At 68.7% G+C, this 26,396-nt stretch carries 24 protein-coding genes; 13 read left to right on the forward strand and 11 right to left on the reverse strand.

Annotated features, from left to right (window positions below; all coding sequences use genetic code 11):
• Positions 1 to 14: 14 nt before the first annotated feature.
• Entirely contained in the window at positions 15 to 497 is a 483-nt protein-coding gene (gene greA, locus ACWGL1_RS09770) for a transcription elongation factor GreA (protein ID WP_291780642.1), read from the reverse strand.
• A gap of 47 nt (positions 498 to 544) precedes the next feature.
• Between greA and ACWGL1_RS09775 the strand changes: the two genes are divergently transcribed.
• From ACWGL1_RS09775 to ACWGL1_RS09785, 3 genes are all read left to right on the forward strand, one after another.
• Positions 545 to 1,759 carry an NAD(P)/FAD-dependent oxidoreductase gene (locus ACWGL1_RS09775; RefSeq protein WP_452111881.1) on the forward strand — a complete coding sequence of 405 codons (1,215 nt, stop codon included), beginning with the start codon at positions 545 to 547 and terminating at the stop codon, positions 1,757 to 1,759.
• A 72-nt stretch (positions 1,760 to 1,831) separates the two neighbouring features.
• On the forward strand, positions 1,832 to 3,472 hold the full coding sequence (locus ACWGL1_RS09780) for a M28 family metallopeptidase (RefSeq protein ID WP_452111882.1): 1,641 nt from the start codon (positions 1,832 to 1,834) through the stop codon (positions 3,470 to 3,472).
• 45 nt (positions 3,473 to 3,517) lie between these two features.
• Positions 3,518 to 4,663, forward strand: coding sequence for a serine hydrolase domain-containing protein (locus tag ACWGL1_RS09785; RefSeq protein ID WP_452111883.1), 1,146 nt, complete (start codon positions 3,518 to 3,520; stop codon positions 4,661 to 4,663).
• On the opposite strand, the gene ACWGL1_RS09790 is transcribed toward ACWGL1_RS09785, so the two are convergent.
• The 3 genes from ACWGL1_RS09790 to ACWGL1_RS09800 form a co-directional block, all read right to left on the reverse strand.
• Positions 4,660 to 5,241, reverse strand: a complete 582-nt coding sequence (locus ACWGL1_RS09790; protein ID WP_452111884.1) for a YybH family protein — start codon at positions 5,239 to 5,241, stop codon at positions 4,660 to 4,662. The genes ACWGL1_RS09785 and ACWGL1_RS09790 overlap by 4 nt on opposite strands.
• 33 nt (positions 5,242 to 5,274) lie before the next feature.
• Complete coding sequence (gene rarD / locus ACWGL1_RS09795; protein ID WP_452111885.1) at positions 5,275 to 6,276, reverse strand: EamA family transporter RarD; 1,002 nt, start codon at positions 6,274 to 6,276, stop codon at positions 5,275 to 5,277.
• A gap of 108 nt (positions 6,277 to 6,384) precedes the next feature.
• Positions 6,385 to 7,431, reverse strand: a complete 1,047-nt coding sequence (locus ACWGL1_RS09800; protein WP_452111886.1) for an aspartate-semialdehyde dehydrogenase — start codon at positions 7,429 to 7,431, stop codon at positions 6,385 to 6,387.
• Positions 7,432 to 7,580: 149 nt separating this feature from the next.
• On the opposite strand from ACWGL1_RS09800, the gene zapE reads away from it, so the two are divergent.
• Positions 7,581 to 8,693 (forward strand): cell division protein ZapE, encoded by a 1,113-nt coding sequence (gene zapE / locus ACWGL1_RS09805; protein ID WP_452111887.1) that lies wholly within the window; start codon positions 7,581 to 7,583, stop codon positions 8,691 to 8,693.
• Between the two features lie 253 nt (positions 8,694 to 8,946).
• Here zapE and mdh read toward each other — a convergent pair whose 3' ends face one another.
• A complete protein-coding gene (gene mdh / locus ACWGL1_RS09810) occupies positions 8,947 to 9,909 on the reverse strand; it encodes a malate dehydrogenase (RefSeq protein WP_087141327.1) in 963 nt (320 codons plus the stop codon).
• Positions 9,910 to 10,036: 127 nt separating this feature from the next.
• Between mdh and ACWGL1_RS09815 the strand changes: the two genes are divergently transcribed.
• The 7 genes from ACWGL1_RS09815 (at position 10,037) to ACWGL1_RS09845 (ending at position 15,229) form a co-directional block, all read left to right on the forward strand.
• The gene (locus ACWGL1_RS09815) at positions 10,037 to 10,798 is read left to right on the forward strand and encodes an EcsC family protein (RefSeq protein WP_452111888.1); all 762 of its coding nucleotides are present in this window, start codon (positions 10,037 to 10,039) and stop codon (positions 10,796 to 10,798) included.
• Positions 10,795 to 11,208 carry an HIT domain-containing protein gene (locus ACWGL1_RS09820; protein ID WP_452111889.1) on the forward strand — a complete coding sequence of 138 codons (414 nt, stop codon included), beginning with the start codon at positions 10,795 to 10,797 and terminating at the stop codon, positions 11,206 to 11,208. The genes ACWGL1_RS09815 and ACWGL1_RS09820 overlap by 4 nt, the downstream gene beginning before the upstream one ends.
• Before the next feature lie 129 nt (positions 11,209 to 11,337).
• A complete protein-coding gene (gene sdhC, locus ACWGL1_RS09825; RefSeq protein WP_409450055.1) occupies positions 11,338 to 11,799 on the forward strand; it encodes a succinate dehydrogenase, cytochrome b556 subunit in 462 nt (153 codons plus the stop codon).
• Positions 11,796 to 12,191 carry a succinate dehydrogenase, hydrophobic membrane anchor protein gene (locus ACWGL1_RS09830; protein WP_291780615.1) on the forward strand — a complete coding sequence of 132 codons (396 nt, stop codon included), beginning with the start codon at positions 11,796 to 11,798 and terminating at the stop codon, positions 12,189 to 12,191. Before sdhC ends, ACWGL1_RS09830 begins: the two co-directional genes overlap by 4 nt.
• Before the next feature lie 7 nt (positions 12,192 to 12,198).
• Complete coding sequence (gene sdhA / locus ACWGL1_RS09835; protein ID WP_338577429.1) at positions 12,199 to 13,983, forward strand: succinate dehydrogenase flavoprotein subunit; 1,785 nt, start codon at positions 12,199 to 12,201, stop codon at positions 13,981 to 13,983.
• 12 nt (positions 13,984 to 13,995) lie between these two features.
• Positions 13,996 to 14,793, forward strand: a complete 798-nt coding sequence (locus tag ACWGL1_RS09840; protein ID WP_291780609.1) for a succinate dehydrogenase iron-sulfur subunit — start codon at positions 13,996 to 13,998, stop codon at positions 14,791 to 14,793.
• Between the two features lie 115 nt (positions 14,794 to 14,908).
• Positions 14,909 to 15,229 carry a 2Fe-2S iron-sulfur cluster-binding protein gene (locus ACWGL1_RS09845; protein WP_291780606.1) on the forward strand — a complete coding sequence of 107 codons (321 nt, stop codon included), beginning with the start codon at positions 14,909 to 14,911 and terminating at the stop codon, positions 15,227 to 15,229.
• A 93-nt stretch (positions 15,230 to 15,322) separates the two neighbouring features.
• On the opposite strand, the gene ACWGL1_RS09850 is transcribed toward ACWGL1_RS09845, so the two are convergent.
• Together ACWGL1_RS09850 and ACWGL1_RS09855 are read right to left on the reverse strand one after the other, a co-directional pair.
• The gene (locus tag ACWGL1_RS09850) at positions 15,323 to 16,177 is read right to left on the reverse strand and encodes an HAD family hydrolase (RefSeq protein ID WP_087141411.1); all 855 of its coding nucleotides are present in this window, start codon (positions 16,175 to 16,177) and stop codon (positions 15,323 to 15,325) included.
• A 54-nt stretch (positions 16,178 to 16,231) separates the two neighbouring features.
• Complete coding sequence (locus ACWGL1_RS09855; protein WP_452111890.1) at positions 16,232 to 18,556, reverse strand: ATP-binding protein; 2,325 nt, start codon at positions 18,554 to 18,556, stop codon at positions 16,232 to 16,234.
• 158 nt (positions 18,557 to 18,714) lie between these two features.
• On the opposite strand from ACWGL1_RS09855, the gene ACWGL1_RS09860 reads away from it, so the two are divergent.
• The gene (locus ACWGL1_RS09860; protein WP_312221047.1) at positions 18,715 to 19,125 is read left to right on the forward strand and encodes a metallopeptidase family protein; all 411 of its coding nucleotides are present in this window, start codon (positions 18,715 to 18,717) and stop codon (positions 19,123 to 19,125) included.
• Positions 19,112 to 19,924, forward strand: a complete 813-nt coding sequence (locus ACWGL1_RS09865; RefSeq protein WP_452111891.1) for an ABC transporter ATP-binding protein — start codon at positions 19,112 to 19,114, stop codon at positions 19,922 to 19,924. The genes ACWGL1_RS09860 and ACWGL1_RS09865 overlap by 14 nt, the downstream gene beginning before the upstream one ends.
• Here the strand turns inward: ACWGL1_RS09865 and ACWGL1_RS09870 are convergent.
• The 4 genes from ACWGL1_RS09870 to ACWGL1_RS09885 all read right to left on the reverse strand — a co-directional run bounded on the left by ACWGL1_RS09870 (position 19,921) and on the right by ACWGL1_RS09885 (position 26,392).
• Entirely contained in the window at positions 19,921 to 21,315 is a 1,395-nt protein-coding gene (locus tag ACWGL1_RS09870) for an RsmB/NOP family class I SAM-dependent RNA methyltransferase (protein WP_452111892.1), read from the reverse strand. The two genes, ACWGL1_RS09865 and ACWGL1_RS09870, sit on opposite strands and share 4 nt — an antisense overlap.
• Positions 21,312 to 23,276, reverse strand: coding sequence for a potassium transporter Kup (locus tag ACWGL1_RS09875; protein WP_452111893.1), 1,965 nt, complete (start codon positions 23,274 to 23,276; stop codon positions 21,312 to 21,314). The genes ACWGL1_RS09870 and ACWGL1_RS09875 overlap by 4 nt, the downstream gene beginning before the upstream one ends.
• 79 nt (positions 23,277 to 23,355) lie before the next feature.
• Positions 23,356 to 24,108: a DUF1223 domain-containing protein gene (locus tag ACWGL1_RS09880; protein WP_452111894.1), complete on the reverse strand. Its 753-nt coding sequence runs from the start codon at positions 24,106 to 24,108 to the stop codon at positions 23,356 to 23,358.
• 79 nt (positions 24,109 to 24,187) lie between these two features.
• Entirely contained in the window at positions 24,188 to 26,392 is a 2,205-nt protein-coding gene (locus ACWGL1_RS09885; RefSeq protein ID WP_452111895.1) for a prolyl oligopeptidase family serine peptidase, read from the reverse strand.
• Between the last annotated feature and the right edge of the window lie 4 nt (positions 26,393 to 26,396).

Consider the following 26,396-nt stretch of genomic DNA (forward strand, 5'->3'; position numbering starts at 1 on the left):
AGCCTTCACGCTTCTCAGCCTTCCTTGATGGCGACGATCTCGACCGACTGGCCCGCGACCGTCGCCTCATCCCCCTCGCGCCTGCCCATCAGGGCGCGGGCCAGGGGCGAGACGTGGCTGACGCTGCCTTGGGTCGGGTCGGCCTCGTCCTCGCCGACGATGCGCCAGGACTGAGTGCGCCCGTCCTCGCGCTCGATCGTCACCGTGTCGCCGAAGCGCACCTTGCCGTCCGGCGGCGCCTCGACCAGCTGGGCCGTGCCCCGCCGCGCCGACCAGTAGCGCAGGTCGCGCGTCGCCCGCGCCATGGCGGTGCGGTCAGCCTCGATGGAGCCCGCCGCCTGAGCCGCCGTATAGGCCGCGCGCGCAGCCGCCAGCTCGGCCTCGATCTGGGCCAGGCCCTGCGGCGTGACGAGGTTGGGATGGGGCGAGATCGGCCGGTCCGGCAGGTCCGCCGCCGTGGCTTCCAGATCTTCTTCCCGTGTAAAGGCGACGCTCATGTCCGCCAGCATAGGCCGCGGCGGTCATTCCGGCTAGGAAGGCGTCGATGACGCGCTCCCCCTCCACAGTCGCCGTAATCGGCGCCGGTCCCGCCGGGCTGATGGCCGCCGAACGTCTGGCTCAGGCGGGCCTGCGCGTCGTCGTGCATGAGCGGATGCCCTCGGTCGCGCGTAAATTCCTGATGGCCGGGCGCGGCGGGCTGAACCTGACCCATTCGGAGCCGTTCCAGCCGTTCCTGAACCGCTATGACGCCGCCGCTCAGGCGCGCATCAAGGGATGGCTGGACGCCTTTTCGTCCGCCGATCTGATCGCATGGGTCGAGAGGCTGGGCCAGCCGACCTTCGTCGGTTCATCCGGACGGGTGTTCCCCAAGGCGATGAAGGCCTCGCCCCTGCTGCGCGCCTGGCTGGCGCGGCTGGAAAGGCTGGGCGTCGAGATTCGCACCCGCTCGCGCTGGACCGGCTGGCGTGACGGCGACCTGACGTTCGATACGCCCGACGGCCAGCGGATCGAGCGCCCGGACGCCGTGATCCTGGCCCTCGGCGGCGCCAGCTGGGCCAAGCTGGGCTCGGACGCCGCATGGGTTCCGGCGCTAGAAGAGGCGGGCGCCGCCGTCGCCCCCTTCCGCCCCTCTAATGTCGGCTTTGATGTCGCGTGGTCGCCGATCTTCCGCGACCGTTTCGCCGGAACGCCGCTGAAAGGGGTCTCCCTGACGCACGGCGACCGCACCGTGCGCGGCGAAGCCATGATCGCCGCCTATGGGATCGAGGGCGGCGGAATCTACGCCCTGTCTGCCGATCTGCGCGAAGCGGTGGAGCACAACGAATCGACCGCGCTGACGCTCGACCTGCGGCCCGACCTGAGCGTCGAGGCCCTGACCCAGCGCCTGTCGAAACCACGCGGCAAGGACAGTCTATCGAACGGGCTGCGCAAGGCGGCGCGACTGGACGCCGCCGCCGTGGCCCTGTTGCGCGAAGGCGGCCCCCTGTCCGCAGAACCCGCCGAACTGGCCGCCCGGATCAAGGGCGTCGCCCTGACCCTGACTGGCGTGCAGGGCCTGAGCCGCGCCATCTCCTCGGCCGGTGGCGTGGCGCTGGACGCCGTGGACGAACATCTGATGCTGAAGGCGCGGCCCGGCGTCTTTGCAGCAGGCGAAATGCTGGACTGGGAGGCGCCGACCGGCGGCTATCTGCTGCAGGCCGCCTTCGCCTCGGGCGTCGTCGCGGCTGAGGGCGTACGCGTCTGGCTGGACGGGCGCTGAGGCCTTTCGGGGTCGACAGCCGCGGTCTCAGGGGGCAGCGTGGCGCAAATCGTCCAAACGCCGAGCTTGCCCATGACCCTCGCCCGTTCCGCCGCCGTCGGCCTGATCGCCGCCCTGATGTGTTCGACCTCTGCGCTCGCCCAGACCGGTCGCATCGACCCGGCCCGACTGAACGAAGCCACCCGCGTGCTGGCGTCCGATGAGTTCGAAGGTCGCGCCCCGGTCACGCCCGGCGAAGACCGCACTATTGAATGGTTGTCGCAGCAGTTCCAGGCGCTCGGTCTCGAACCCGGCGGCCCGAACGGATCGTGGGTGCAGGTGGCCCAGGTCAGCCGCACCAGCCAGGACGGCCCCGCCGCCATCAGCGTCTCTTCCCAGGGCCGCACGACCGAACTGCAGCGCGCCAAGGACGTCATCGTCTCATCCGACCGGCCGGTGGAGCAAGTCACCCTGACCGACGCGCCTCTGGTCTTCGTCGGCTATGGCGTCGACGCGCCCGAGCGTGGGTGGGACGACTACAAGGGCGTCGACCTGACCGGCAAAATCATGCTGGTGCTGGTCAACGACCCCGACTTCGCCGCGCCCGAAGGCCATCCCGTCAACGGCAAGTTCGACGGTCAGGCCATGACCTTCTATGGCCGCTGGACCTATAAGTTCCAGGTGGCGGCGGCGCACGGCGCGGCGGGCGTCCTGGTCATCCACGATACGCCGGGCGCGGGCTATCCCTGGTCGACGCTGGAGAATTCCTCGACCGCGCCCAAGTTCGACATCGTCCGCGCCGACCCGAACAAGGAGCGCGTCGCGGCGCAGGGCTGGATTCAGGGCGCTGTAGCCGAACAGTTGTTCCGGGACGCAGGCCTCGACTTTGCCGCCCTGAAGGATCAGGCGCGCACGCCCGACTTCCAGCCCGTGGCGCTGGACGGCGTGACCATGTCCATCGACTTCGGCCAGAAGGCCGACCGGGTCGAGACGCGCAACGTCATCGGCCGCCTGCCCGGAACCAAATACCCGAACGAGACGGTGATGTTCGGCGCCCACTGGGACGCCTATGGCCGCGCCACGCCCAAGAACGGCGACGACATCTATAACGGCGCCGTCGACAATGCGACGGGCGTCGCCGGCGTCATGGAGATCGCCCGCCTGTTCGCAGAGGGGCCGCGCCCCGAACGCTCGACCGTCTTCATCAGCTGGGCGGCGGAAGAGACGGGCCTGCTGGGCGCCGAATACTATGCCGCCAATCCGGTCTGGCCGCTGGAGACGACCGTCGCCAACATCAATATGGACAGCCTCCTGCCGGGGACCGAGATCGATCCGAACATCGTCGTCATCGGCGCGGGCAAGAACGATCTGGACGACCGGCTGGCGGTGCTGGCCGCGCGCGAGGGTCGTCGCCTGATCCCCGACCCTGCGCCGCACGCGGGGGCCTTCTATCGCTCGGACCACTTCCCGCTGGCGAGGAAGGGCGTGCCCGCCCTGTTCGCCGCCGCGGGCTTCACCGGCCACAACGAAGCCAGCCGGGACTATGTCGCCAACCGCTATCATCAGCCGACAGACGAATGGACGCCGGAGTGGAAAATGGACGCCGCCGCCGCCGACGTTCAGCTGCTGTATGAAGTCGGCCGCGACCTGGCCAATTCGCGCGACTGGCCCGCATGGAAGCCGGGCGACGAGTTCGAAGGCGCGCGCAACGCCTCGGCGTCGGCGCGCCAGTAATCGGCCGCAAGTGACGTGAAGCCGTCAAGGCGCTAGACCGCATCCATGACCAGCCTCCCCGAACTCCACGGCGTCTGCCCGCCGCGTTTCAATGCGGTGAAGGACGCCTTCGCCGCCAACTTCACCGACGCGCCTGAAGGGCTGAACGAGCTGGCCGCGCGTTTCAGCGTGACCATCGACGGCGAGGTGGTCGCGGACCTGTGGGCCGGGTCAGCTGATCTGGCGGGGACCAAGCCGTTCGCCGAGGATACGCTGGTCCCGGTCTTCTCGACCGGCAAGGCGGTGATGGCCCTGATGATCGCGCGCTGCGTGGACAAGGGACTGTTGTCCTATGAGGACCGGGTCTGCGACCACTGGCCCGCCTTCGGCGCCGCGGGCAAGGATCAACTGACCGTCGGCCAGTTGATGAGCCACCAGTCCGGCCTGCCGGGCTTCGACGGCGGGGCCGAGCCCGAGATCTGGTTCGACCGTCAGGCGGTGCTGGACAAGCTGGCGGCCCAGACGCCGCTGTGGGAGCCGGGGACGGCGTCCGGCTATCACCCCATCACCATCGGCTATCTGGCGGGCGAACTGTTCCGCCTCGTCGACGGGCGGACGATGGGAACGGCCCTGCGCGAAGACTTCGCCCAGCCGTTCGATCTGGACCTGTGGATCGGCCTGCCCGAGGCCGAACATGACCGCGTGGCTCAACTGCGCAAGCCCGCCGCCGCTCCGGACCTCGGCCCCATCGACGCGATCAAGAAGGCCGCCTTCCTGGATCGCGGCTCGGCCCCCGGCGGGCGCGGCTCGGCTGAATGGCGGATGGCGGAGATTCCGTCGGCCAATCTGCACGCCACGGCCAAGGATCTGGCGCGAATCATGTCCATCGTCGCCACCGGCGGGACTCTGGACCACCTGGCCGTGCTGTCGGAAGAGACCCTGGCCCAGGCCACGCGCGAGCGCATCCACGGACCGGACCGGGTGCTGCCCTTCGACATGAGCTGGGCGGCGGGCTTCACCCGCAATCAGGGCCAGAACATCTTCGGCCCCAATCCCGAGGCGGTCGGCCACTGCGGCTGGGGCGGGTCGATGGTCTTCGCGGATCAGGCGGCGGGCGTCTCGGCCGCCTACGTCATGACGCGCCAGTCGCCGCACCTGATCGGCGATCCGCGCGCCTTGAGGTTGATCGACGCGCTTTACGAGGCGCTTTAGGCTTCCGGTCCCCAGGCCAGCTGATCGTGGACGATCAGCCAGCCGTCGGCCGTGCGACGCAGAATGCGGGTGAACAGGCCGCGATGGGTCTTGCCGTCGCGCGTCATCACCGCCCGCCCCGAGACCACCGCCGTATTGACGTCGAACTGCAGGGTTTCGAACCACTCATAGGACAGGGCGCCCAGGCCGCCGGGCTCGGCGGCGCGGGCGTCCAGGGCCGCGCGCACGCTGTCCGGCCCCTTCAGGGGCGTGTCGCCCAGGAAGACCAGCAACGGCTCGTCGTGGACATAGGTGGCCATGACCGCGTCCACCTGACCCGAGGTCCAGGCGGCGGCGGCGGCGTCCAGGGCGTCGCTGACCGCATCAAAGGTTTCGGCCGTGGTCGGCGGCGCGGCGACGGGCGCCGGCGCGCCCTCGACGGGAGCCGGGGCGGCGTCTCGCGAGGCGCCCACGCGCGCGGTGCGGATCACTTCATCGCCGCCGCCCATGACGCTGCTGCTTTGAGCGCAGGCCGAGGTCCCCCCCGCGATCAAGGCGGATACGGCGAGGGCGGAGAGCAGGCGGGAGCGGATCATCATCGCCTTCTCTTTAGGACGGGACGGCCTTCGACCTCAACGCGAAGTCGAAGGTTTCTCGCCGATGGCGTCCATTCGATCCTCGGCGGGATCGTCCAGCAGGCCTGGTTCGGGCGCGACGATGGTCTCGGCCGTATGCGCCGCGCGACGCACCTTGAGCACGGCGCCGACGGCGAAGACGGCCACGGCGACCCAGATGAAGACGAAGGAGGCGATGCGCAGCGGCCCCAGGGCCTCGCCCTGCAAGGCGCCGATGATGAAGACGATGGTCGGCGCCAGGAACTGCAGAAAGCCCATGCTCGACAGGGGCATCCGCCGCGCCGCCCAGGCGAACAGAGCCAGGGGAATGACCGTGGCCGGTCCGGCGAACAACAGCCACAGCGTCGCCGAGGACGAGGCGGTGAAATGGCCCGCGCCCGTGCTTTCGATGTGGATCAGCCAGATCAGGCCCGGCAGGGCCAGCAGCAGACACTCCAGGAACAGCCCCGTCTGGGCGTCGACCGAGACGCGCTTCCTGATGATGCCGTAGGCCGCAAAGGTCAGGGCCAGGATGATCGAGACCCAGGGCGCGTGTCCGAGGGCTATGGTCTGCAGCAGCACTCCGACCGCCGCCAGCGCCATGGCGATCTTTCCGGCCCAGTCGATCTTCTCACGGAACAGCCACGCCCCCGCCGCCATGTTAAGCAGCGGATTGAGGTAGTAGCCGAGCGAGGCGTCGAGGGTCCGCCCGTCGTTCACGGCGATGATGTAGGTGGTCCAGTTCCCCGCGATCAACACCGCGGACAGGGCCAGCCAGCCCAGCACCCTGGGCTGGCGCAGCACGGCCATGACCTGCGTCCACTGGCGCGACAGCATGACCAGCAGCGCGGCCCAGACCAAGCCCCAGACGGCCCGGTGCCCCATGATCTCCCAGGCGTCCGCCCCCTGATGGCCCATCTGCTGGAACACCAGGGGCACGAACCCCCAGATCAGGTAGCAGAACACGCCCGCCGCCAGGGCGGCGCGGGCTTCGGAGGCGGGAGCAGGGGAGGCGCTCACTCTGGTACCTTTCGACCCCCGCCCGCATCGCCGACGCGGCGGAGGTTCAACACATATGACGCCCCTCAAGCAGCCGCGCGCCGCGCGCGAGGCGTGAGGGACCTCTTCTTACACAGTCAAAGTGCGATAGCCGCTCTTGGGCGAGATGACGCCGGTCTCGTCCAGCAGCTGGGCGATCTGCACGGCGTTCAGGGCCGCGCCCTTGCGCAGGTTGTCCGACACCACCCAGAAGGACAGACCGTGCTCGACCGTCGGGTCCTTGCGGATGCGGCTGACATAGACGGCGTGCTCGCCCGCGGCGTCGACCGGGGTGATGTAGCCGTCGTGTTCCTGCTTATCGACGACCAGGATCCCCGGCGCCTCGCGCAGGATTTCGCGCGCCTCGTCCGGGGCGATAGGGCGATCGAACTCGACCGTCACGGCTTCGGAGTGGCCGACGAAGACCGGCACGCGCACGCAGGTGACGGTCAGCTTGATCGACGGGTCGATCATCTTGTGCGTCTCGTCCCACATCTTGGCTTCTTCGTCGGTGTAGCCGTCCTCGTTGAAGGCGCCGATGTAGGGGATGACGTTGAAGGCGATCTGCTTGGGGAATTTCTTCGGCGTGGCGTCGCCCAGGCCGTAGATGGCCTTGGTCTGGTTCCACAGCTCGTCCATGCCTTCCTTCCCGGCGCCCGAGACGGACTGATAGGTCGAGACGACGACGCGCTTGATCTTGGCCGCGTCATGCAGCGGCTTCAGCGCCACCACCAGCTGGGCGGTCGAGCAATTGGGGTTGGCGACGATGTTCTTCCTGGTCGCCAGCTTGGCGGCGTCCGGGTTCACCTCCGGCACGATCAGCGGCACGTCCGGGTCCATGCGGAAGGCCGAGGAGTTGTCGATGACGATCGGACCGGCCTTGCCGATCTTCTCGGACCATTCGCGCGACACCCCGCCGCCGGCGCTCATCAGCACCAGGTCGACGCTCGAGAAGTCGAACTGCTCGATGTCCTCGCACTTGATGGTGCTGTCGCCGAAGGAGACCTCGACGCCTTTGGATTTTCGAGAGGCGATCGCGTGCATTTTCTCGACGGGGAAGTTCACTTCCTCGAGGATGGCCAGGATTTCCCGGCCGACATTGCCTGTGGCGCCTACGACGGCGACGCGATAGCCCATGATGAAATCATCCTTTGTTCGGGGGCGTTTGGGAGAAACGCTTCTGCATTTGGGTCCTTCGCAGCCGCGAAGCAACCAGAATCCTCCAATTCGGCGCCGGAATCCGCGAACGCCTTCCCCCGGCCCCATCGGGGAGCTATCTGCTGGCCATGACCTCCCGCATCCGCAACGCCTACGACATCCGCGTGGAAGAGGGCGTGATCACGCCCGAACCGGCCCAGGCCGCCCTGATCGGCGCGCTTGAGCGGCTTGAGACCGATCTGGCCAAAAAGGGCCTGTTCGGCGCCCAGCCCGCCGTGCGCGGCATCTACATCTGGGGCCCGCCCGGACGCGGCAAGTCCATGCTGATGGACCTCTTCTATTCCTCGACGCCCGAGCAGAGGAAGGTCCGCGCCCACTTCCACGCCTTCATGGCGCGTATCCACGACCTGGTGAAACAGTGGCGCGACGGAACCCCGCGCAGCCGCAAGGCCGTGTTCGGAACCGCCAAGGGGGACGATCCCATCCCGCCGATCGCCGCCCTGATCGCCTCTGAGGCGCGTCTGCTGTGCTTCGACGAGCTGCAGGTGACGGACATCGCCGACGCCATGATCCTGGGTCGACTGTTCGAGGCCCTGTTCGAAAAGAAGGTGGTGCTGGCCGTCACCTCGAACCGCGCGCCCGAAGACCTCTACAAGAACGGCATCAACCGCCAGCTCTTCCTGCCCTTCATCGACATCATCCGCCAACGTTGCGACGTGGTCGAGACGGCGGGCGCCCGGGACTTCCGCCTGGACCGCATGGCCGGGGCCAGGGTCTGGTTTTCGCCGCTGGACGCCGAGGCGCGGCAGGGCTTCGAGACCCTGTGGTCCGACCTCAAGGGCGGCGAGCCGGAGGAGCCCATCGCCCTGCCGGTGCTGGGCCGTGAGGTGAAGCTGGAGCGCACGGTCGGCGCCATGGCGCGCGCGACCTTCAACGAGCTGTGCGGCCGTCCGCTGGGACCGCAGGACTATCTCGCCGTCGCGCGGCGCTTCCACACCCTGTTCCTGGCCGACGTGCCCCTGCTCAGCCCGGCCAACCACCACGAGGCGCGCCGCCTTGTGACGCTGGTCGACGCGCTTTACGAGGCGAAGACCCGCCTGGTCGTCCTGGCTGAGGCCGCGCCCGAGGCGCTCTACACCGAGGGCGTCGGCGCCTTCGAGTTCGAGCGGACGGTGTCGCGCTTCAACGAGATGCAGAGCGAAGCCTGGCTGGAGCAGCGCGAGGAAGCCGAGGCGGCCTGAGCCTTTCCACCCACAAGGTCATCCCAGCCGTAGCGCCGCCCCACCCTCCGTCATCCTCGGGAGGGCCCGCGTCTGTCCCGGCGCCCTCCCGCCCGCTGACCGCTCTATCCTCGGGTCAAGCCCGAGGATGACGGCGAAAGAGAGAGACGCCACGAAAAAGGGCCGCACCCGAAGATGCGGCCCTTTCCAATTTTAGACGCCTGAGCGCTCAAGCAGCGCAGCTCCGCGAGCCGCGCGTTAGCGCCCGCTGGCCTTAGGCCAGCGAGGGTTCAATGTCCTTACAGGCCTGAATCAGGCCCTGGACCGAGGCGACCGACTTGGCGAACATCGCCTTTTCATCGTCGTTGGTGGTGAACTCGATGACCTTCTCGACACCGGCGGCGCCGATCAGGGCCGGGACGCCGACGTAGAGGTCCGACAGGCCGTATTCGCCCGACAGCCACACGGCGCACGGCAGGACGCGCTTCTGGTCCAGCAGGTAGGACTTGGCCATCGCAATCGCGCTCTCAGCCGGGGCGTAGAAGGCCGAGCCGGTCTTCAGCAGGGCCACGATCTCGCCGCCGCCCTTGCGGGTGCGCTCGACGATGGCGTCCAGATCGGCCTGCGACAGGAAGCCCGCGGCGACCGCGTCCGGCAGCGGCAGGCCGCCGACGGTCGAGTGGCGCACCATCGGCACCATGTCGTCGCCGTGACCGCCCAGGGTCCAGGCGTGGATGTCCTGCACCGACACGCCGGTCTTTTCAGCCAGGAAGTAGGCGAAGCGGGCCGAGTCCAGCACGCCGGCCATGCCGATGACCTTCTCCTTGGGCAGGCCCGAGAATTTCTGCAGGGCCCAGACCATGGCGTCGAGCGGGTTGGTGATGCAGATGACGAAGGCGTTGGGGGCGTGCTGCTTGATGCCCTCGCCGACGGCCTTCATGACTTTGAGGTTGATGCCGATCAGGTCGTCGCGGCTCATGCCCGGCTTGCGCGGCACGCCGGCGGTGACGATGCAGACGTCGGCGCCCGCGATGTCGGCGTAGTCGTTGGCGCCCTTCAGGGCCACGTCCTGACCGAAGACGGCCGAGGCTTCGGCGATGTCCAGAGCCTTGCCCTGGGGGGTGCCTTCGGCGATGTCGAACAGGATGACGTCGCCCAGCGCTTCGCGCGCGGCCACGTGGGCCAGGGTTCCGCCGATCATTCCGGCGCCGATGAGGGCGATCTTCGCGCGAGCCATTCAGGTCTCTCCAGTCGATATTGCGTGTGCGAAACGGTAGTCGCTGGAACGGCGGTCTAGACCTGTCGGCGGATCGCGGCAAGCGTTCCGCGTTGCGCCTTTCGTCGGGGCCTGCGAGGCTGCGGCCATGGCCAAACCCACGGACGCTCCCCCGATGACGGACGCCGCCTATGAGGCGCGCGCCCTGGCCGAGGCCCTGGCCTGGCGCGACCGCCAGCTGAAACGGCCCGGCCTGTGGGACAAGACCACCCGCGCGACCCAGGACCGCATCAACCGCGTCATTCCCGAGCGCGTGCACGAGATCGTGACCGGCGCCGTGCAGCAGATGACGCGCGGCCTGCTGGCCGGATCGGAGTGGACCACCGCCCGCCCCCTGACCGAAGGCGCCCTGCAGGAGCGCGAGGCCAGGGTTCGCACGCGCGTCGAGCTGTATCGCACCACCGCCAGCGTCGAGGGCGGGGTGGCGGGCGCCGGGGGCTTCCTGATGGCGGCGGCGGACTTTCCCGCCCTGATGGCGATCAAGGTCAAGATGCTGTTCGAGATCGCCGCCCTGTACGGCTATTCCGGCCGCGACCTGAAGGAGCGGGTGATCGTCCTGCGCATCTTCCAGCTGGCCTTCTCCAGCGCCCGGCATCGCCCCGAGGCCCTGGCTGCGCTGGAGGCCGCCATGCGCGCGCCGAATGATCCCGACGCCCTGAAGGCCTTCGACTGGCGCAAGTTCCAGCTGGAGTACCGCGACTACATCGACGTGGCGAAGCTGGCCCAGCTGCTGCCCCTGGTCGGCGCGCCGATTGGGGCCGTGGTCAACTGGCGCCTGACCCAGCGTCTGGCCGACACGGCGATGAACGCCTATCGCCTGCGCCTTCTCGCCGATCAGGACGCCGCATGAGCTTCACCGCCGATCCCGCCTTCGAGGCCGCCTCCGTCTTCGCCGCCGACTGGCCCCTGTGCCAGGTGCGGTTCCAGGACGACGCCCGCTTTCCCTGGCTGATCCTGCTGCCCCGCGTCCCCGGCGCGGTCGAGCTGGAAGACCTGTCGCCCGAGCAGCGCGCCCTTCTGAGCGAGGAGATCGTCCGCGCCGGCGCCCTGGTGCGCGAACTGGGCGCCCTGCGCGAGGCTCCCGTCGACAAGCTGAACGTCGCCGCCCTGGGCAATGTCACAGCCCAGCTTCATATCCATGTCGTCGGCCGTCGGCGCGACGACCCCCTGTGGCCGGACCCCGTCTGGGGGCGTACTGGGGCGGTTCCTTGCACAACCGAAACGCGCGATCCCGCCCTGGCGCACATCGCGGCCTTTTGACTCAAGGACGGAGGGCCGACTTTCGTCGGAATCGGCCCCCTTCGTTGACACCCCCCCGTCTGCGTCACTAAAGCCTGTTGCACTGCAATCCGGCCCTGAAATTCCTCGGGTTTTTTGAGAATCATTCGCATGTCGAACACTCCCACGGCTGCGGGCGAAACTGGCGACCGGACGGGCCGCTACGTCCGTCACCCCAACGGGCACGTCGCACCGATGTCGCCCTTCACCGATATCTGGCGCTGGCACATGACCATGGTCGCGTCGATCCTGTTCCGCGTCACCATCGGCGCGGCCAGCGTGGGCGCGATCCTGCTGCTGGGCTGGGTCGCCGCCACGGCTTCCGGCCCGGACGCCTTCGCCTCGGTCGCCGCCTTCTCGGGCTCGCCGTTCGGCCTGTTCATCTGGTTCGGCCTGACCTGGGTGCTGTTCTCCTTCCTGCTGAACGGCGCGCGCCACCTGATCAACGACACCGGTCGTGGGCTGACCATCAAGTCGGCCAATCTGCTGGCGCAGATCGCCGTCTGGGGCCCGATCGTCCTGGCCGTCCTGTTCTGGGTCGTGCTGTTCGCTGCTGGAAAGGTTTCGCTGTGAGCGCCGCGCCGAAGTTCAAGAACAATGTGAAAATCTCCGAGCGTCACGGCGCCGGGGAATGGAAACTCGAGAAGCTGGCCCTTCTGGCCCTGATGCCGCTGGGCCTGTGGGTCCTGTCGTCGGGCTTCACCCTGGCCGGCGCCGACTACGGCGCGGTCATCGCCTGGTTCGGCAGCACGCTGAACGCCGGCCTTCTGGCCGTGACGGCGGTGGTCTTCTGCCTGTTCGCCAGCCTGGCCTGGAAGGTGATCATCGAGGACTACGTCCCCGCCTCTTCCCGCTCTGGACTGGTTCTGGTCTCGAACCTGGTCTTCCTCGTGCTGGCGGCCGCCAGCGTCTTCTTCATCGTGCGTCTGGCGCTGGGCTCGGCCCCGCTGCCGGCCGGAGTCTGACCCCGCCATGGCTGCATACGAGCTTATCGATCACGAATACGACGTCGTCGTCGTCGGCGCCGGCGGTTCGGGCCTGCGCGCCGCCCTCGGCGCCGCCCAGCAGGGCCTGAAGGTCGCCTGCGTCACCAAGGTCTTCCCGACCCGCTCCCACACCGTGGCGGCGCAAGGCGGCATCTCCGCCTCGCTAGGCAACATGGGCGAGGACTCCTGGCAGTGGCACATGTACGACACCGTCAAGGGGTCGGACTGGCTGGGCGACCAAGACGCCATCGAATACCTGGTGCGCAACGCGCCGCAGGCCGTCTATGAGCTGGAACACTGGGGCGTGCCCTTCAGCCGCACCGATGAAGGCAAGATCTATCAGCGCGCCTTCGGCGGCATGACCCGCAATTTCGGCGAAGGCCCGGTGCAGCGCACCTGCGCCGCCGCCGACCGCACCGGCCACGCTATCCTGCACACCCTGTACGGCCAGTCGGTCCGTCGCGAGGTGAAGTTCTTCGTCGAATATTTCGCCCTGGACCTGATCATGCAGGACGGCGCCTGCACGGGCGTCACCGCGCTGCAGCTCGACACCGGCCAACTTCACCAGTTCCGCGCCAAGATGGTGGTGCTGGCCACCGGCGGTTACGGCCGCGCCTATTTCTCGGCCACCTCGGCCCACACCTGCACCGGCGACGGCAACGCCATGGTGCTGCGCGCCGGCCTGCCGCTGCAGGACATGGAGTTCGTGCAGTTCCACCCGACCGGCATCTACGGCGCCGGCTGCCTGATCACTGAAGGCGCCCGCGGTGAAGGCGGCTACCTGACCAACTCCGAAGGCGAGCGCTTCATGGAGCGCTATGCGCCGACCGTGAAGGATCTGGCTCCGCGCGACATGGTCTCGCGCTCCATGACCATCGAAATCCGCGAAGGCCGCGGCGTGGGTCCGAACAAGGACCACATCTTCCTGCACCTGGATCACCTCGATCCGGCCGTGCTGCACGCGCGCCTGCCGGGCATCTCGGAAAGCGCCAAGATCTTCGCCGGCGTCGATGTGACCAAGGAGCCGATCCCAGTCATTCCGACCGTCCACTACAACATGGGCGGCATCCCGACGAACTATCACGGCGAGGTCCTGACCCTGCGCGACGGCAACCCCGACAGCGTGGTGCCGGGCCTGATGGCCGTGGGCGAGGCGGGCTGCGTCTCGGTGCACGGCGCCAACCGTCTGGGCTCCAACTCCCTGACCGACCTGGTGGTGTTCGGCCGCGCCGTCGGCCTGCGCTGCGGCGAGGTCGTGGACAAGAACTCGGCCGTCCCGTCGGCTTCCAAGGCCCAGACCGACGAACACATCGCCCGCCTGGACCGCTTCCGCAACGCCTCGGGTTCGACGCCCACGGCGCACCTGCGTCTGGACATGCAGCGCGCCATGCAGGCTGACGCCGCCGTGTTCCGCACCGGCAAGACCCTTGAAGAGGGCGTGCAGAAGCTGCGCTCGATCGAGGCCGCCGGCGCCGACATCAAGACCACGGATCGCGGCCTGATCTGGAACACCGACCTGGTCGAGACGCTGGAATACGACAACCTGATCTCGCAGGCCCTGGTCACTATCGAAGGCGCGCTCAACCGCACGGAATCGCGCGGCGCCCACGCCCGCGAGGACTTCCCCGACCGCGACGACGAGAACTGGATGAAGCACACCCTGGCGTGGAAGCGTCCGGGCGAAGGCGTCCAGATCGATTACCGCCCGGTGCACAAATACACGATGACCGACGAGGTCTCCTACATCGAGCCCCGGGCTCGGGTGTACTAAGGAGGATTGCAGATGGTTCAGCTCAACCTCCCGCGCGGCTCCAAGCCGACCACCGGCAAGGTGCACAAGGCCCCGGCCGGCGCGCAGAACGTCAAGACCTACAAGGTCTATCGCTATGACCCCGAAGTGGACGCCGATCCGCGCTGGGACGTCTATGAGGTCTCGACCGACGATCACGGCCCGATGCTTCTGGACGCCCTGCTCCACATCAAGAACGAGATCGACCCCACCCTGTCGTTCCGTCGCTCGTGCCGCGAAGGCATCTGCGGCTCGTGCTCGATGAACATCGACGGCCGCAACGCCCTGGCCTGCACCAAGGGCTGGGCCGAGTGCTCGTCGCACAACATCACCATCGCCCCCCTGCCGCACCAGCCGGTGGTCAAGGACCTGGTGACGGACCTGTCGCTGTTCTACGCCCAGTACGACTCCATCCAGCCCTACCTCCAGTCCGACCTGCCGGACCCGGAGAAGGAGCGCCTGCAGTCACCGGAAGACCGCGAAAAGCTGGACGGCCTGTACGAGTGCATCCTGTGCGCCTGCTGCTCGACCTCGTGCCCGAGCTACTGGTGGAACCAGGAAGAATATCTCGGCCCGGCGGCCCTGCTGCAGTCCTACCGCTGGATCGCCGACAGCCGCGACGACGCCACCCAGAAGCGTCTCGACGACCTTGAAGACCCGTTCAAGCTGTATCGCTGCCACACGATCATGAACTGCGCCCAGGTCTGCCCCAAGGGGCTGAACCCGGCCAAGGCGATCGCCGAGACCAAGAAGCTGATGGTCTCGCCGTCGCGCAAGAAGACGGCCGCCTGATCCAACCGATCAGGACGAAAAGAAGGGCCCCCGGAACCGCTTGGTTCCGGGGGTTTTCCTTGGCCGTCGCGTAGCAAGGCTTGCCAAGCCTGCATCCAGAGTTAAGACCGCTTCCATGCCCAAGATCACCTACATTGAACACGACGGAACCGAGCACACGGTCGAGGTCAAGAAAGGCCTGTCCGTCATGGAAGGCGCGATCCGCAACAATGTACCGGGCATCGACGCCGATTGCGGCGGCGCCTGCGCCTGCGCCACCTGCCATGTCTATGTCGACGAGAACTTCGCCGCCGAGACGGGCCGCGCCTCGGCCATGGAGGAGTCCATGCTGGACTTCGCCGAGAACGTCGAGCCGAACAGCCGCCTGTCCTGCCAGATCCGCGTCACCGACGACCTGGACGGCCTGATCGTGCGCCTGCCGGAAAGCCAGCACTGAGATGATCGACGCCCGGCTGCTGGACGCGGTCGGGTCCCTGGCGGCGGCCGAGGGTTCAAGTCAGCATCGACCTCGTGGACGCCGACCGACGCCTCAGTCCGCCGGCATCCGGCCGTAGTTGACGGCGATGCGGCCGATCAGGCCCTTGACGATCAAGTCGACGGGCGAGCCTTCACGATAGTCGCCCGCCGCGACGAAGTTGACCCGGTCCTCCGAGATCAGGCGGTGGATCTTGTCGTGGTCGCGCGGGGTGCTGTCGGGGTCGTAGACGGCGATGGAGAAGCCGCCCTTGGTGTGCATCATCTTCATGGTCGGCACGTCGGTGTCGCCGTCGCCCAGGAAGATCATGCGGTCGAAGGGGATGGGGCGCTCCTCGTCCGGGATGAAGCGGTTGATGCGCTCATCCTCCCAGTGGTTGTGCACCCCCTTGTTGATGCGGAACAGATACTGGGTCTTGGTCGTGTAGTTGACGCCCACGGCGGGCCAGACCGCCACGTCCTCATCGTCATAAGCGTATTTCGAGGCGAAGACGTGGGTGAAGGCCTCGGCGATGGGGCAGCCCTCGATCATCTCGGTCAGGCCCGCCGAGATGATGTAGTGCTCGATCTCCAGCCCGAACTGGGCGCCGAAGGCGTTCATCCGGTCGAACCAGGAGCGGTCGCGCAGGCCCTCGAACAGGGCCACGTCGCGGCCGTGATCGCGCAGCGTCTGGCGCGTAACCGGCGCGCCCTGTTCGCGCGCGGCCAGCAGCATCATCTGCATGTACATCAGGATGCCGTCGCCGTCCGAGGCGATGGTCCGTGGACGGACGGTCTCGTTCCAGAACTGGGCCGGCGTCATCCCGATCGAGGGGATGAAGCTGACCTCCTGCATGTTTCCCCGAGCCAGGGTGCCGTCGAAATCATAGATGACGGCGGTCTTGAGCAGGGGGCGGGTCGTGTCGGCCATGAGGACGTCCTGGAAGGCTTGGACACGCCCTCTAGCACGACTGGACGGCCAAGATCAGCCCAGCAGCAGTTCCGGCGCAGCCGTCGGCGCCGTCGCCTCGACCGGCAGGTGCAGGATGAAGGCCGCGCCCTTGCCCGGCTCCGACTGAACCTCGGCCCAGCCGCCGTGCAGTTCGACCAGCGCCTTGACCAGGGCCAGGGCCACGCCCGGCCCGCCGCGCTCGCGCCGCACGAAGCGGTCGAAGACGTGGGCCTGCAGGTGATAGGGGATGCCCCGGCCGGTGTCCTCTACGCGGATGCGGACCTCGCCCGGCCCGGCCTCGGCGATCAGGCTGACCGCGCCGCCTTCGGACACGGCGCGGCAGGCGTTCTCCAGCAGGTGATCGACCGCCTGGGCGATGCGGCGGGCGTCGGCGCGGATCGGCTTCAGCCCGGTCGGGCAGGCCAGGTGCAGCGTGGCGCCGCGGCCCTCGACCTTGGCCCTGATCTTTTCCGCCGCCTCGTCCAGCAGGTCGCAGACCCGCACGTCGCCCAGGGTCAGCTCCATCTCGCCTGCGTCGATCTGGGCCATGTCCAGCACGTCGTCGATGGAGCGGGCCAGATGGCTGGCCGCCACACGGATGGCGCCCGCGTGCTGGCGGCTGCGTTCGGGCAGGTCGCCCATCGCCTCCAGCAGCTCAGAATAGCCGACGATGGTCGTCAGAGGCGTGCGCAGTTCATAGGAGACGCTGCCGACGAACTCGCGCTTCAGGGCCTGACTCTCGGCCAGGGCGGCCTCCTTGGCGGCCAGGGCCTGCTCCAGTTCACGGCGGGCCGTCACGTCGAAGAAGGCGACCAGGGTGGCGCCGTCGGGCAGGGGGCGGGTCTGCCAGGCGGCGATGCGGCCGTCCTCGGTGCGGCCCTCGCCGGAGATGGCCACGCGGCTTTCCGGATCGGGGTCGGCCACCCGCGCCTTCAGCCCCAGCCACAGGGCGGCGTCGGGCAGGACCGGACGGCACAAGGCGGCCACGGCGTCGAAGTCGCCCGCCTCCATCAGTCGCTCGCCGGGAACGCCCCAGAAACTCTCGAAGGCTTCGTTGTGCAGCCGCAGCCGCCCGTCCGAGCCGAACACGGCCACGGCGTCGTTCAGCTTGTCCAGCGTCGCGCGCTGGACCTGAATCTGGGCGTTGTAGCGGCTGCGAAGCTGCAGCTCGCCGGTGATGTCCGAGAAGATCAGCAGGATGCCGCCCAGCGGGTGCGGCTGGCGCACCACCCGCAGCGTCCGCCCGTCGGGCAGGGACCAGCTGTCGTCCGGCGAGGCCTGGGCGGCGCCGTAGAAGTCCAGCTCCTCGGCCTTCCAGGCGGCGTAGTCGACGACCTCGGGCAGCAGGCGCTTCTGGCGCAGCCGATCCAGCAGTTCGGCGTGGGTCGGGCGCTCGTCCAGCCAAGCCGGATCGACCCCGAACAGCGACTGGAAGGCGGTGTTGTGGAAAGCCAGCCGCTTGGACGGGCCGAAGATGGCCACGGCGTCCGCCAGGTGGTTCAGCGTCTCGTCATGGGCCTCGACGTGACGGCGCAGAGTGTCGCGCGTCTCCTCGGCCTCGGTCATCTCGATGGCGAAGGCGATGACGGCGCCGCGCCCGCCGGCCAGCGGCTCGGCCAGGATCTTCCACGCCCGGCGCCGCCCGCCCGCCGTGGTCCAGCGGAAGCCTTCCTGACGCGCGTTCAGGCGCAGGGCCTCGGCCACCACGGCGTCGGCGCCCCGGTCGAAGCTGAGGGTCCGGCTGCGCGCCTCATCCAGCGTCTCGGCGCCCGTCTCCAACAGCCAGGCGCTGTTGGCCCAGATCAGATGGCCCGCCCCGTCCACCACCCAGGTCGGGGCCGGGGACTGCTCGGCCAGGGCGCCGGGTCCGGCCTCTCCGCCCTTGTCCGGTCCGCCCAGGCGCGACAGCCGCAACCAGGTCCCGCCGCCGTGCGCCCGCCCTTCGACGGCCCAGGCGCCGTCCGGGGTCTCCAGCAGGGTCTCGAACGCCTCGCCCGCGTTGACGAGCGCCTCCATGCGGCCGGTGTGGGATTGCCTCAGGGTCGACAGGACAGCGTCGGCGGCCCCCGCCGCATCCCGGCCCGGCGCCAGGGCCGTCAGCATGTCCGGAGCGCCGAAGACGCTCTCTATCTCGCCGTCCGGGTCGAGGCCCAGGCGCACGTCGTCAAACGCCATCAACGCCGTGGCGCCCGTGGTCGCCTGGACCTGGGCGCTGGCGAGGCTCTCCTCGACCTCCATCTCGCGCGCGACCAGCCGGGCGCGCAGGCGCCAGGCCCAGACGCTGACCGCCAGCGCCAGCCCCGCCGCCCCCGCCGTGGCCGCAAAGGCGATGTCGGCCGCGAGATCCGCCTCGGCCATGCCTTCCCCAGAAATTCCGATCCAAGCGTCAGCCGCCCGTCAGGACAGGCCGATTCGGCGTTTACCATACTCTGATTGGGCGAATTGCGATGCGGCCCATGCACGCGCGGCTCCGTCCCTGATTGCGACCGGCCCCGACGCGGGCGATATCCCTTGCCATGACCACGCCCTGGACCGACCAACTCGCCCCCTCGCTCGACGATTTCGCCCGCCTGGCCGAGGAGGCCTTCGCCGGATTGCCCGACCTGTTTCGCCAGGCGGCCGGGGAGGTCGTCATCCGCATCGACGACTTCGCCGACGAGGAGACCCTGCGCGATCTGGAGATCGAGGACCCGTTCGAACTGACCGGCCTCTATTCAGGCGTCCACATCGGCGAACGTGACGCCATGGGTCCGGCGCCGGAGCCGTCGCGCGTCTTCCTCTATCGCCGTCCGATCCTCGACGAATGGTGCGAGCGCGGCGACGTCGGCCTGGCCGAGATCATCGCCCACGTCCTGATCCACGAGATCGGCCACCACCTCGGCCTGGACGACGACCAGATTCACGCCATCGAAGATGACGATGACTGAAGCGGCCGAGACCTCCATCCCGCCGCTGCTGCACATCGAGAACGCCAGCGTCGTGCGCGCCGAGCGCCGCATTCTGGACGACGTCAGCCTGACCCTCGCGGCGGGCGAACACACGGCCATTCTGGGCCGCAACGGCTCGGGCAAGTCGACGCTGGTCAAGTTGATCCTGCACCAGCTCTATCCGGTGCATGGCGCGCGGGTCGAGGTGTTCGGCCAGAGCCCCTGGGACGTCTTTTCCCTGCGCCGCCGCCTCGGCTTCGTCTCGCCCGCCGCCCAGGCGGACCTGACCGGCGAGGATGCGCTGGAGGTGATGGACGCGGTCGTCTCAGGCTTCTTCGCCTCGCGCGGGGTCTGGCGGCGCGAAACGATCACGCCGGCCATGCGCGACGCCGCCGCCGAGGCCCTGCACCGCATGGGGGTCGAGCATCTGGTCGGCCGCTCCATGGCCACCCTGTCGTCCGGCGAGGCGCGGCGTGTGCTGATCGCCCGCGCCCTGGCCCACCGGCCGGACGCCGTCCTGCTGGACGAACCGTGCGGCGGGCTGGACCCGGCGACGCGCCGCCTGTTTCTGGACAGCCTCAGGCCGCTGGCGCAGGGCGGCGCCACCCTGATCCTGGTGACGCACCACATCGAAGAGATCCTGCCCGAGATCGACCGCGTCATCATGATGAAGGACGGCCGCGTCGCCCGCGACGGCGCCAAGGCCGACATGCTGACCGACGCCGCCCTGACCGACCTGTTCGGCCTGCCGATGACGGTCTCGGACCGCGACGGCTGGTTCGGTCTTCAGCTCAGCTAGGCGATCCGTTCCAGCTTCGCCGCGAAGAAGCCGTCCAGACCGCCCTTTTCCGCCCATTGCGACGGCAGGATGCGCAGCCAGCCTTCGGGGGTCAGGGCCTCTTCCGGGGCGCCGACCTCGGCGGGAACGGCGGCGACGGTGCGGAAGGCCGGGTTGCGACGCAGGAAGGCGATCACCTGCGTCTCGCCCTCTTCGCGCTCCAGCGAGCAGACGCAATAGACCAGACGGCCGCCCGGCTTCACCTTCTCGGCGGCGGCGTCCAGCAGGCGGTGCTGCACGTCGGCCAGCTTGGCGACATCGGCGGGGCGGGTGGCGCGCAGAACCTCGGGATTGCGGCGATAGGTGCCGGTGGCCGTGCAGGGCGCGTCCAGCAGGACGGCGTCAAAGGCGCGGTCGTCTTCCCAGTCTTCGGCCGGGACGGCGACGACCTCGGCCTTGAGGTTCATGCGCTCGAAATTCTGGCGCAGGCGCTTAAGGCGCGCCTCGGAACGGTCCAGCGCTGTCACCTCGGCTCCGGCGGCGGCCAGTTGCAGCGTTTTGCCGCCCGGCGCGGCGCACAGGTCCAGCGCCGTCTCGCCCGCCTTGACCGCCAGCAGGCGCGCCGGGACGGCGGCCGCTGCGTCCTGCACCCACCAGTCGCCCGCCTCGAAGCCGGGCCAGGATGCGACGTCGCCCCGCTTGCCGGTGCGGACCGTGCCGCCGGGCAGGGCCTCCCCCTCGACCGACGCCGCCAGTTCGGCCGGGTCCACGCCGGGCTTGGCCGTCAGGTCGGTGGCGGGCTCCTCGCGCGTGGCCAGGGCCAGGCCGATCAGGGCCGCCTCGCCATAGGTGGCCTTCCAGCGCTGGGCCAGCCAGTCGGGCAGATTGGCTTCCGCCGTCGTCAGGCCCGGACCGTCGCGGCCGACGCCGCGCAGCACGGCGTTGACCAGATTCTTGTAGGGGCGCGTCTTTGGATCGCGCTCGGCCAGCTTCACCGCCGTCGACACCGCGGCGAAGGCGGGCGTCTCCAGCACCAGGGTCTGGGCCAGGGCGATGCGCAATATGGTCATCACCGCCAGCGGCGGCGCCTTCTGCAGGCGACGCTCGAGGATCTGGTCGATCTCGCCCAGACGGCGCAGGGCCGCCATCGCCACGGCGCGGGCGAAGGCCCGGTCCTGCGGCGGCAGATCGCGCGCGGGCGACTGCGACAGGGCCTCGTCCAGACCCGTGCGCTTCTCCAGCGCCGCGTTCAGCAGCAGGCCGGCGACCAGGCGCGCTTCGACGCCGATGTCGGCGTGGGGGTCGTCAGCAACCGGACGCGGCGCGGGTTCACGACGCGGACCGCGCGCCTTTTCGGCGATGCGACGGCCGCGCGCAGCGGAGCTCTTGCCCTTGGGCGTTCCCCCGCTCACACCGACACCTGAGTGCCAAGCTCGACCACGCGGCCGGGCGGAATGCGGAAGAAGTCGGTCGGGTTGGCGGCGTTACGCATCAGGAAGATAAACAGCTTGTCCTGCCAAAGAGGCATGCCCTGGCGGGCGGTGGGAACGACGGAGCGGCGTCCGAGGAAGAAGCTGGTCGACATGATGTCGAACTTCAGCCCCTGCTTGCGACACAGGCCAAGCGCGCGCGGCACGTTCGGCGTCTCCATATAGCCGAAGGTCAGCGTCAGGCGCTTGAAATCATCGCTGATCGGTTCGACCGCCACCCTTTGCAGGTCCGGCACGCGCGGCCGGTCGGACGTATGCACCGTCAGGATGATGTTCTTCTCGTGCAGCACCTTGTTGTGCTTGAGGTTGTGCATCAGGGCCACCGGCGCGACATCGGCGTCCGAGGTCAGGAAGATGGCCGTGCCCGGCGCGCGGTGCGGCGGACGGGCGCGCAACATCTCGATCAGATCGGTCAGCGGCAGACTGTCCTTGCGCGTCTTGTCGGTCAGGATCTGCGTGCCGCGCACCCAGGTCCACATCAGCATGACCAGACCGCCGCCCAGCACCAGCGGCATCCACGCCCCGGCGGGAATCTTCAGCAGGTTCGACGTCAGGAAGACCGCGTCGATGAAGCCGAACGGCACCAGGGTCAGCAGCACGGCCCACATCGGCCACTTCCACTTGTGCCGCACCACGGTGAAGGACATCAGGGTGTTGACCATCATGGTGCCGGTCACCGCCACCCCATAGGCCGCCGTCAGATTGTGCGAGGACTGGAAGGTCACCAGCACGAACAGCACCCCGACCATCAGCAGGCTGTTGATCGCAGGCACATAGATCTGGCCCGCCTGGGTCTCGGACGTGTTGCGGATGTCCAGTCGCGGCAGAAGGCCGAGCTGGACCGCCTGCTGCGTCACCGAGAAGGCCCCTGTGATGACCGCCTGGCTGGCGATCACCGTGGCCGCCGTGGCCAAGATCAGCATGGGCCAATAGACCAGCTGCGGCACCATGTTCCAGAAGGGGTTGTCAGCCGCGCCGGGGTGCGACAGCAGGAAGGCGCCCTGACCCAGGTAGTTCAGGGTCAGACAGGGCAGGACGATGAACAGCCAGCCCTGGCGGATCGGCGACTTGCCGAAATGGCCCATGTCCGCATACAGCGCCTCGGCGCCGGTGACGGCCAGGAAGACGCTGCCCAGGATGACGAAGCCGAGGAAGCCGTCGGCGATCAGAAGCTTGATGCCGTAATAGGGCGACAGGGCCTTCAGGATCGACAGGTCGTCGAAGATGTGCGCCACCCCCATCAGGCCCAGAGACAGGAACCAGACCAGGGTGATGGGGCCGAAGAACCTGGCCAATCCGGCCGTGCCGCGCGACTGCACCAGGAATAGGGCGATGAGAATGCCCGCCGCCAGAGGCACGATGAAGGGGTCGAGGCGTCCGTTCAGGCCCGGCGCCTCCTGCAGGCCCTCGATGGCCGACAGCACGGAAATGGCCGGGGTGATGACGCCGTCGCTGTAGAAGAGGGCCGCGCCGCAGACGCCCAGGATGAACAGCCAGGCGCTGCGTCGCCCGATGGCGTGCTGGGCCAGGGCCATCAGCGACAGGGTGCCGCCTTCGCCCTTGTTGTCGGCCCGCATCAGGAACATGACGTATTTGAACGTCACCACCACCATCAGCGCCCAGAAGGCCAGCGACACCACGCCGATAATGGCCAGGTCGCCCTCGACGCCCTTCTGGGCGTGGCCGATGGCCTCGCGCAGGGCGTAGATGGGGCTGGTGCCGATGTCGCCGAACACCACGCCGATGGCGCCCAGGATCAGGGCGCGACGGCCGGCCTTGCCGCCCTGACCCCGGGATCCGCCGTCAGGCGGAATCTGGGCGTTCGCGGGAGAGGAGGCGTTGGCGGTTGGCGCGGCGTCGCCGCGGGGCGTGTCCCCGACCATGCAATGTTTTCTCCGGGTCGCGCGAGGAGGCGCGCGCCCATCAAGAGCGGCGGGCCTTTAGACCTTTTCCGTCAGCGGTTCAATCGCGCCCCGGTTCCGGGCGAGCGGCGGACGACAGGATGCGACGGTCGTCCTTGGCCTGAAGCAGCACCACCACCCCTTCATCGATCCCCGTGTCCTGAGGCAGGGGGAACAGCACCGGTCGCCCATTCCAGTCGCCCAGACGGCGCACCTCGCGCACCACATTGACGTGGGTCACGGCTCGGCCGCGATTGTCGCCGCCCTTGACCTCGACCGTCTGCTGCCCCGGTTGATAGACGACGGCGACGACCTCGGCGCCGCCTTCCGGCGGACGCCCCGAACCCACGCCGACGCGATCGCCCGTCTCGCGGAATTCGATCTCGGGCGGCCAGCCCCGGTCACGCGCCTCGGCCTCGACAGCGGCCTTCAACTCGGGCGGACGGGCGCCGGAGACATGACGCCGCCCGTCGATCACCACCTGAGGCGTCGAGACGTTCCGCAGCTTCAACGCCTGGCGATAGGCGCGCTGGCGCTCGGCGAACTCGGGCCGGGCGAAGGTGTCGGACCAGCCCAGATAGTCCCAGTAGTCGACGCCGTAGGTCAGGACGATCACGCCCGGATTCTCGGCCACCGTCTCGACCGTGCGGTTGGCGTCGGGACAGCCGGCGCAGCCCTGGGCGGTGAACAGTTCGACCACGACCGGCTGGACCGGAGCGTCGCGCTCGCGCGACGGCGCGGCGGCGGCGGCCAGCAAGCCCAAGCCTGCGGCCGCCGCCGTCATCCCGTACCTGAACAGGCCCCGTGCCATCATGGCGGCGATCCTATCCCTTCGACCCGATAACGCCGCTCATAAATGCGTGAGCGGCGCGTCGGGCGCGACGAGCGCTGCTTCAGTCCATCAACTGCTGGCTGAGGTAGACGTAGTGGCGGGCCCAGCGGCGGGCGTTGGCGACCGGATCGGCGTCATTGGAATGACCGCCCGCCGTGTCCTCGAAATAGAGGTGGTCGTGGCCCTGGTCGCCCAGACGCGCCGCGAACTTGCGGGCGTGGCCGGGGTGGACCCGGTCGTCGCGCGTGTTCGTCGTGATGTAGACGCGCGGGTATTTCACCTCGGGCCTCAACTGCTGATAGGCCGAGTAGCGGGCGATGAATTCGGCGTCGCCCGGAATGCGCGGATCGCCGTATTCGCCCATCCACGATGCGCCCGCCGGCAGCTCCTGATAACGCAGCATGTCGATCAGGGGGCTCTCGATGACCGCCGCGTTGAACAGTTCCGGATGCTGGGTGATGGACACCGAGGTCAGCACCCCACCGTTGGAGCGGCCGTAGATGCCCAGATGGCGCGGGCTGGTGATGCGCCGCTGCTCCAGGTCACGGGCCACGGCGGCGAAGTCGTCGAAGGCGCGCTGGCGGTTCTCGCGCAGGGCCGCCTGGTGCCACTGCGGACCGAATTCGCCGCCGCCGCGGATGTTGGCCTGGACGAAGACGCCGCCGTTCTCGAGCCACAGCTTGCCCATCTCGGGCTTGTAGGCGGGCGGGAAGCTGGCCTGGAAGCCGCCGTAGCCGAACAGGATGGTCGGGCCGGTCCCGTCCATCGCCAGGTCCTTCGGCCGGGTGACGAAATAGGGGATCTTGGTCCCGTCGGTCGAGGTCGCCTCGAACTGCTCGACCACATGGGTCGAGGCGTCGAACTTGGCCGGGGCCGACTTCAGCTCGGTCAGGGCGGCGGTCGAGACGTCCGCCAGGCTGAGAGTCGGCGGGGTCAGGAAGCCCTGGGTCGAAACGAAGACCTGACCTTTGGCCTTGGAGCTGTCGCCCAGACCCACGGCGCTGTTGGCCGGCACCGCGAGTTCGGTCGCAGTCCAGCCCTCGGCGGTCGGGGCGAAGCGCTTCAGCGTGCCGACGACGTTATCGGCGATCACGGCGACGATGCTGTCTTCGAACACGCGGACGTTTTGTAGCGACTGACGCGGGCCGGGCGCGAAGATGGTCGCGGACTTCGCGTCGATGCGGATGCTCTGGCGTACGTCGCCCAGCACGCCCAGCGGCAGGGCGACCAACGAACCGGCGGCGTAATCCTGACCGTCGAAGCTCCAGGCCTGTTCCGGCGAGAAGACCAGTTTCCCGCCCAGGACGCCCTGGACGCCCACGCGCTCGGGCAGGTTCAACCTATACGGCTTGCCGTCGGCTCCGAGGGCCCAGATTTCCGAACGGAAAGTATCCAGCGGGCGGCTGAACAGCACGGCCTCGACCGCGCCCGCCTTGTCGCGGAAGACCATGGGCGAGACGCCGTAGCCGCCGTCGCCCTGCTGGCCGCGATAGACTTCGGTCGCGTGCTCCAGCGGATGGCCGCGCGTCAGGGATTTGACGATGTAGGGATAGCCCGACTCCGTCAGGCTGCCGGGACCGAAGTCGGTGGCGATCAACAGGGTGTCGCGATCCAGCCAGCTGATGCGATGCTTGCCCTCGGGAATGACGAAGCCGCCGTCCACGAAGGTCTTGGTGGTCAGGTCGAACTCGCGCACCGTCACGGCGTCCATGCCGCCGTCCGACAGGTTGATCAGGCAGCGGGTCTCGTCCGGCGCCAGGCAGTCAGCGCCCTTGAACACCCAGTCCTTGCCCTCGGCCTTGGCCAGGGCGTCGATGTCCAGCAGGGTCTCCCACTGCGGCTGGGCGGTGCGATAGGAGTCCAGCGTCGTGCGACGCCAGACGCCCTTCGGATTGGCGGCGTCCTGCCAGAAATTGCCGAGGCCTTCGCCCAGGAAGCTGACGCCGGGGATGCGGTCGGTGGCCGTCAGAATGGCTTCGGCCTGCTGACGGAACGGCTCATAGCGGCGGTCGCCGGTCAGGACGGCCAGCGACTTTTCATTCTCAGCGGCGACGAAGGCGCGCGCCTCGGCGCCGTCCACCTCTTCCAGCGCCAGATGGTCGTCGGCGGCCTTGACCCCCTCGGGCGACAGGTCGCGCGGGAAGTGCGGCGGCGGGGTGGTCGCGGACGCGGCGACCGGATCGGCCGCCGCCCCCTCGGCCAGGGCGGGCGCGGCGGCCAGCACCAGGGCGGGCAGGGCGACGGACAAGAACAGGGACTTCATCATGCTC

The sequence above is a fragment of the Brevundimonas sp. NPDC055812 genome (genome assembly GCF_053616535.1).

Excerpts from the sequence above, each read along its gene's own strand:
- ACWGL1_RS09850 (WP_087141411.1), bottom strand. The coding sequence starts at position 16,177 with ATGGCCGACACGACCCGCCCCCTGCTCAAGACCGCCGTCATCTATGAT.
- ACWGL1_RS09820 (WP_452111889.1), top strand. The coding sequence starts at position 10,795 with ATGAGCTTCACCGCCGATCCCGCCTTCGAGGCCGCCTCCGTCTTCGCC.
- ACWGL1_RS09780 (WP_452111882.1), top strand. The coding sequence starts at position 1,832 with ATGACCCTCGCCCGTTCCGCCGCCGTCGGCCTGATCGCCGCCCTGATG.
- ACWGL1_RS09845 (WP_291780606.1), top strand. The coding sequence starts at position 14,909 with ATGCCCAAGATCACCTACATTGAACACGACGGAACCGAGCACACGGTC.
- ACWGL1_RS09855 (WP_452111890.1), bottom strand. The coding sequence starts at position 18,556 with ATGGCCGAGGCGGATCTCGCGGCCGACATCGCCTTTGCGGCCACGGCG.
- ACWGL1_RS09880 (WP_452111894.1), bottom strand. The coding sequence starts at position 24,108 with ATGATGGCACGGGGCCTGTTCAGGTACGGGATGACGGCGGCGGCCGCA.
- greA (WP_291780642.1), bottom strand. The coding sequence starts at position 497 with ATGAGCGTCGCCTTTACACGGGAAGAAGATCTGGAAGCCACGGCGGCG.
- zapE (WP_452111887.1), top strand. The coding sequence starts at position 7,581 with ATGACCTCCCGCATCCGCAACGCCTACGACATCCGCGTGGAAGAGGGC.
- mdh (WP_087141327.1), bottom strand. The coding sequence starts at position 9,909 with ATGGCTCGCGCGAAGATCGCCCTCATCGGCGCCGGAATGATCGGCGGA.
- ACWGL1_RS09800 (WP_452111886.1), bottom strand. The coding sequence starts at position 7,431 with ATGGGCTATCGCGTCGCCGTCGTAGGCGCCACAGGCAATGTCGGCCGG.
- ACWGL1_RS09885 (WP_452111895.1), bottom strand. The coding sequence starts at position 26,392 with ATGATGAAGTCCCTGTTCTTGTCCGTCGCCCTGCCCGCCCTGGTGCTG.
- sdhC (WP_409450055.1), top strand. The coding sequence starts at position 11,338 with ATGTCGAACACTCCCACGGCTGCGGGCGAAACTGGCGACCGGACGGGC.
- ACWGL1_RS09860 (WP_312221047.1), top strand. The coding sequence starts at position 18,715 with ATGACCACGCCCTGGACCGACCAACTCGCCCCCTCGCTCGACGATTTC.
- ACWGL1_RS09775 (WP_452111881.1), top strand. The coding sequence starts at position 545 with ATGACGCGCTCCCCCTCCACAGTCGCCGTAATCGGCGCCGGTCCCGCC.
- ACWGL1_RS09840 (WP_291780609.1), top strand. The coding sequence starts at position 13,996 with ATGGTTCAGCTCAACCTCCCGCGCGGCTCCAAGCCGACCACCGGCAAG.
- ACWGL1_RS09815 (WP_452111888.1), top strand. The coding sequence starts at position 10,037 with ATGGCCAAACCCACGGACGCTCCCCCGATGACGGACGCCGCCTATGAG.
- sdhA (WP_338577429.1), top strand. The coding sequence starts at position 12,199 with ATGGCTGCATACGAGCTTATCGATCACGAATACGACGTCGTCGTCGTC.
- ACWGL1_RS09875 (WP_452111893.1), bottom strand. The coding sequence starts at position 23,276 with ATGGTCGGGGACACGCCCCGCGGCGACGCCGCGCCAACCGCCAACGCC.
- ACWGL1_RS09790 (WP_452111884.1), bottom strand. The coding sequence starts at position 5,241 with ATGATGATCCGCTCCCGCCTGCTCTCCGCCCTCGCCGTATCCGCCTTG.
- ACWGL1_RS09865 (WP_452111891.1), top strand. The coding sequence starts at position 19,112 with ATGACGATGACTGAAGCGGCCGAGACCTCCATCCCGCCGCTGCTGCAC.
- ACWGL1_RS09785 (WP_452111883.1), top strand. The coding sequence starts at position 3,518 with ATGACCAGCCTCCCCGAACTCCACGGCGTCTGCCCGCCGCGTTTCAAT.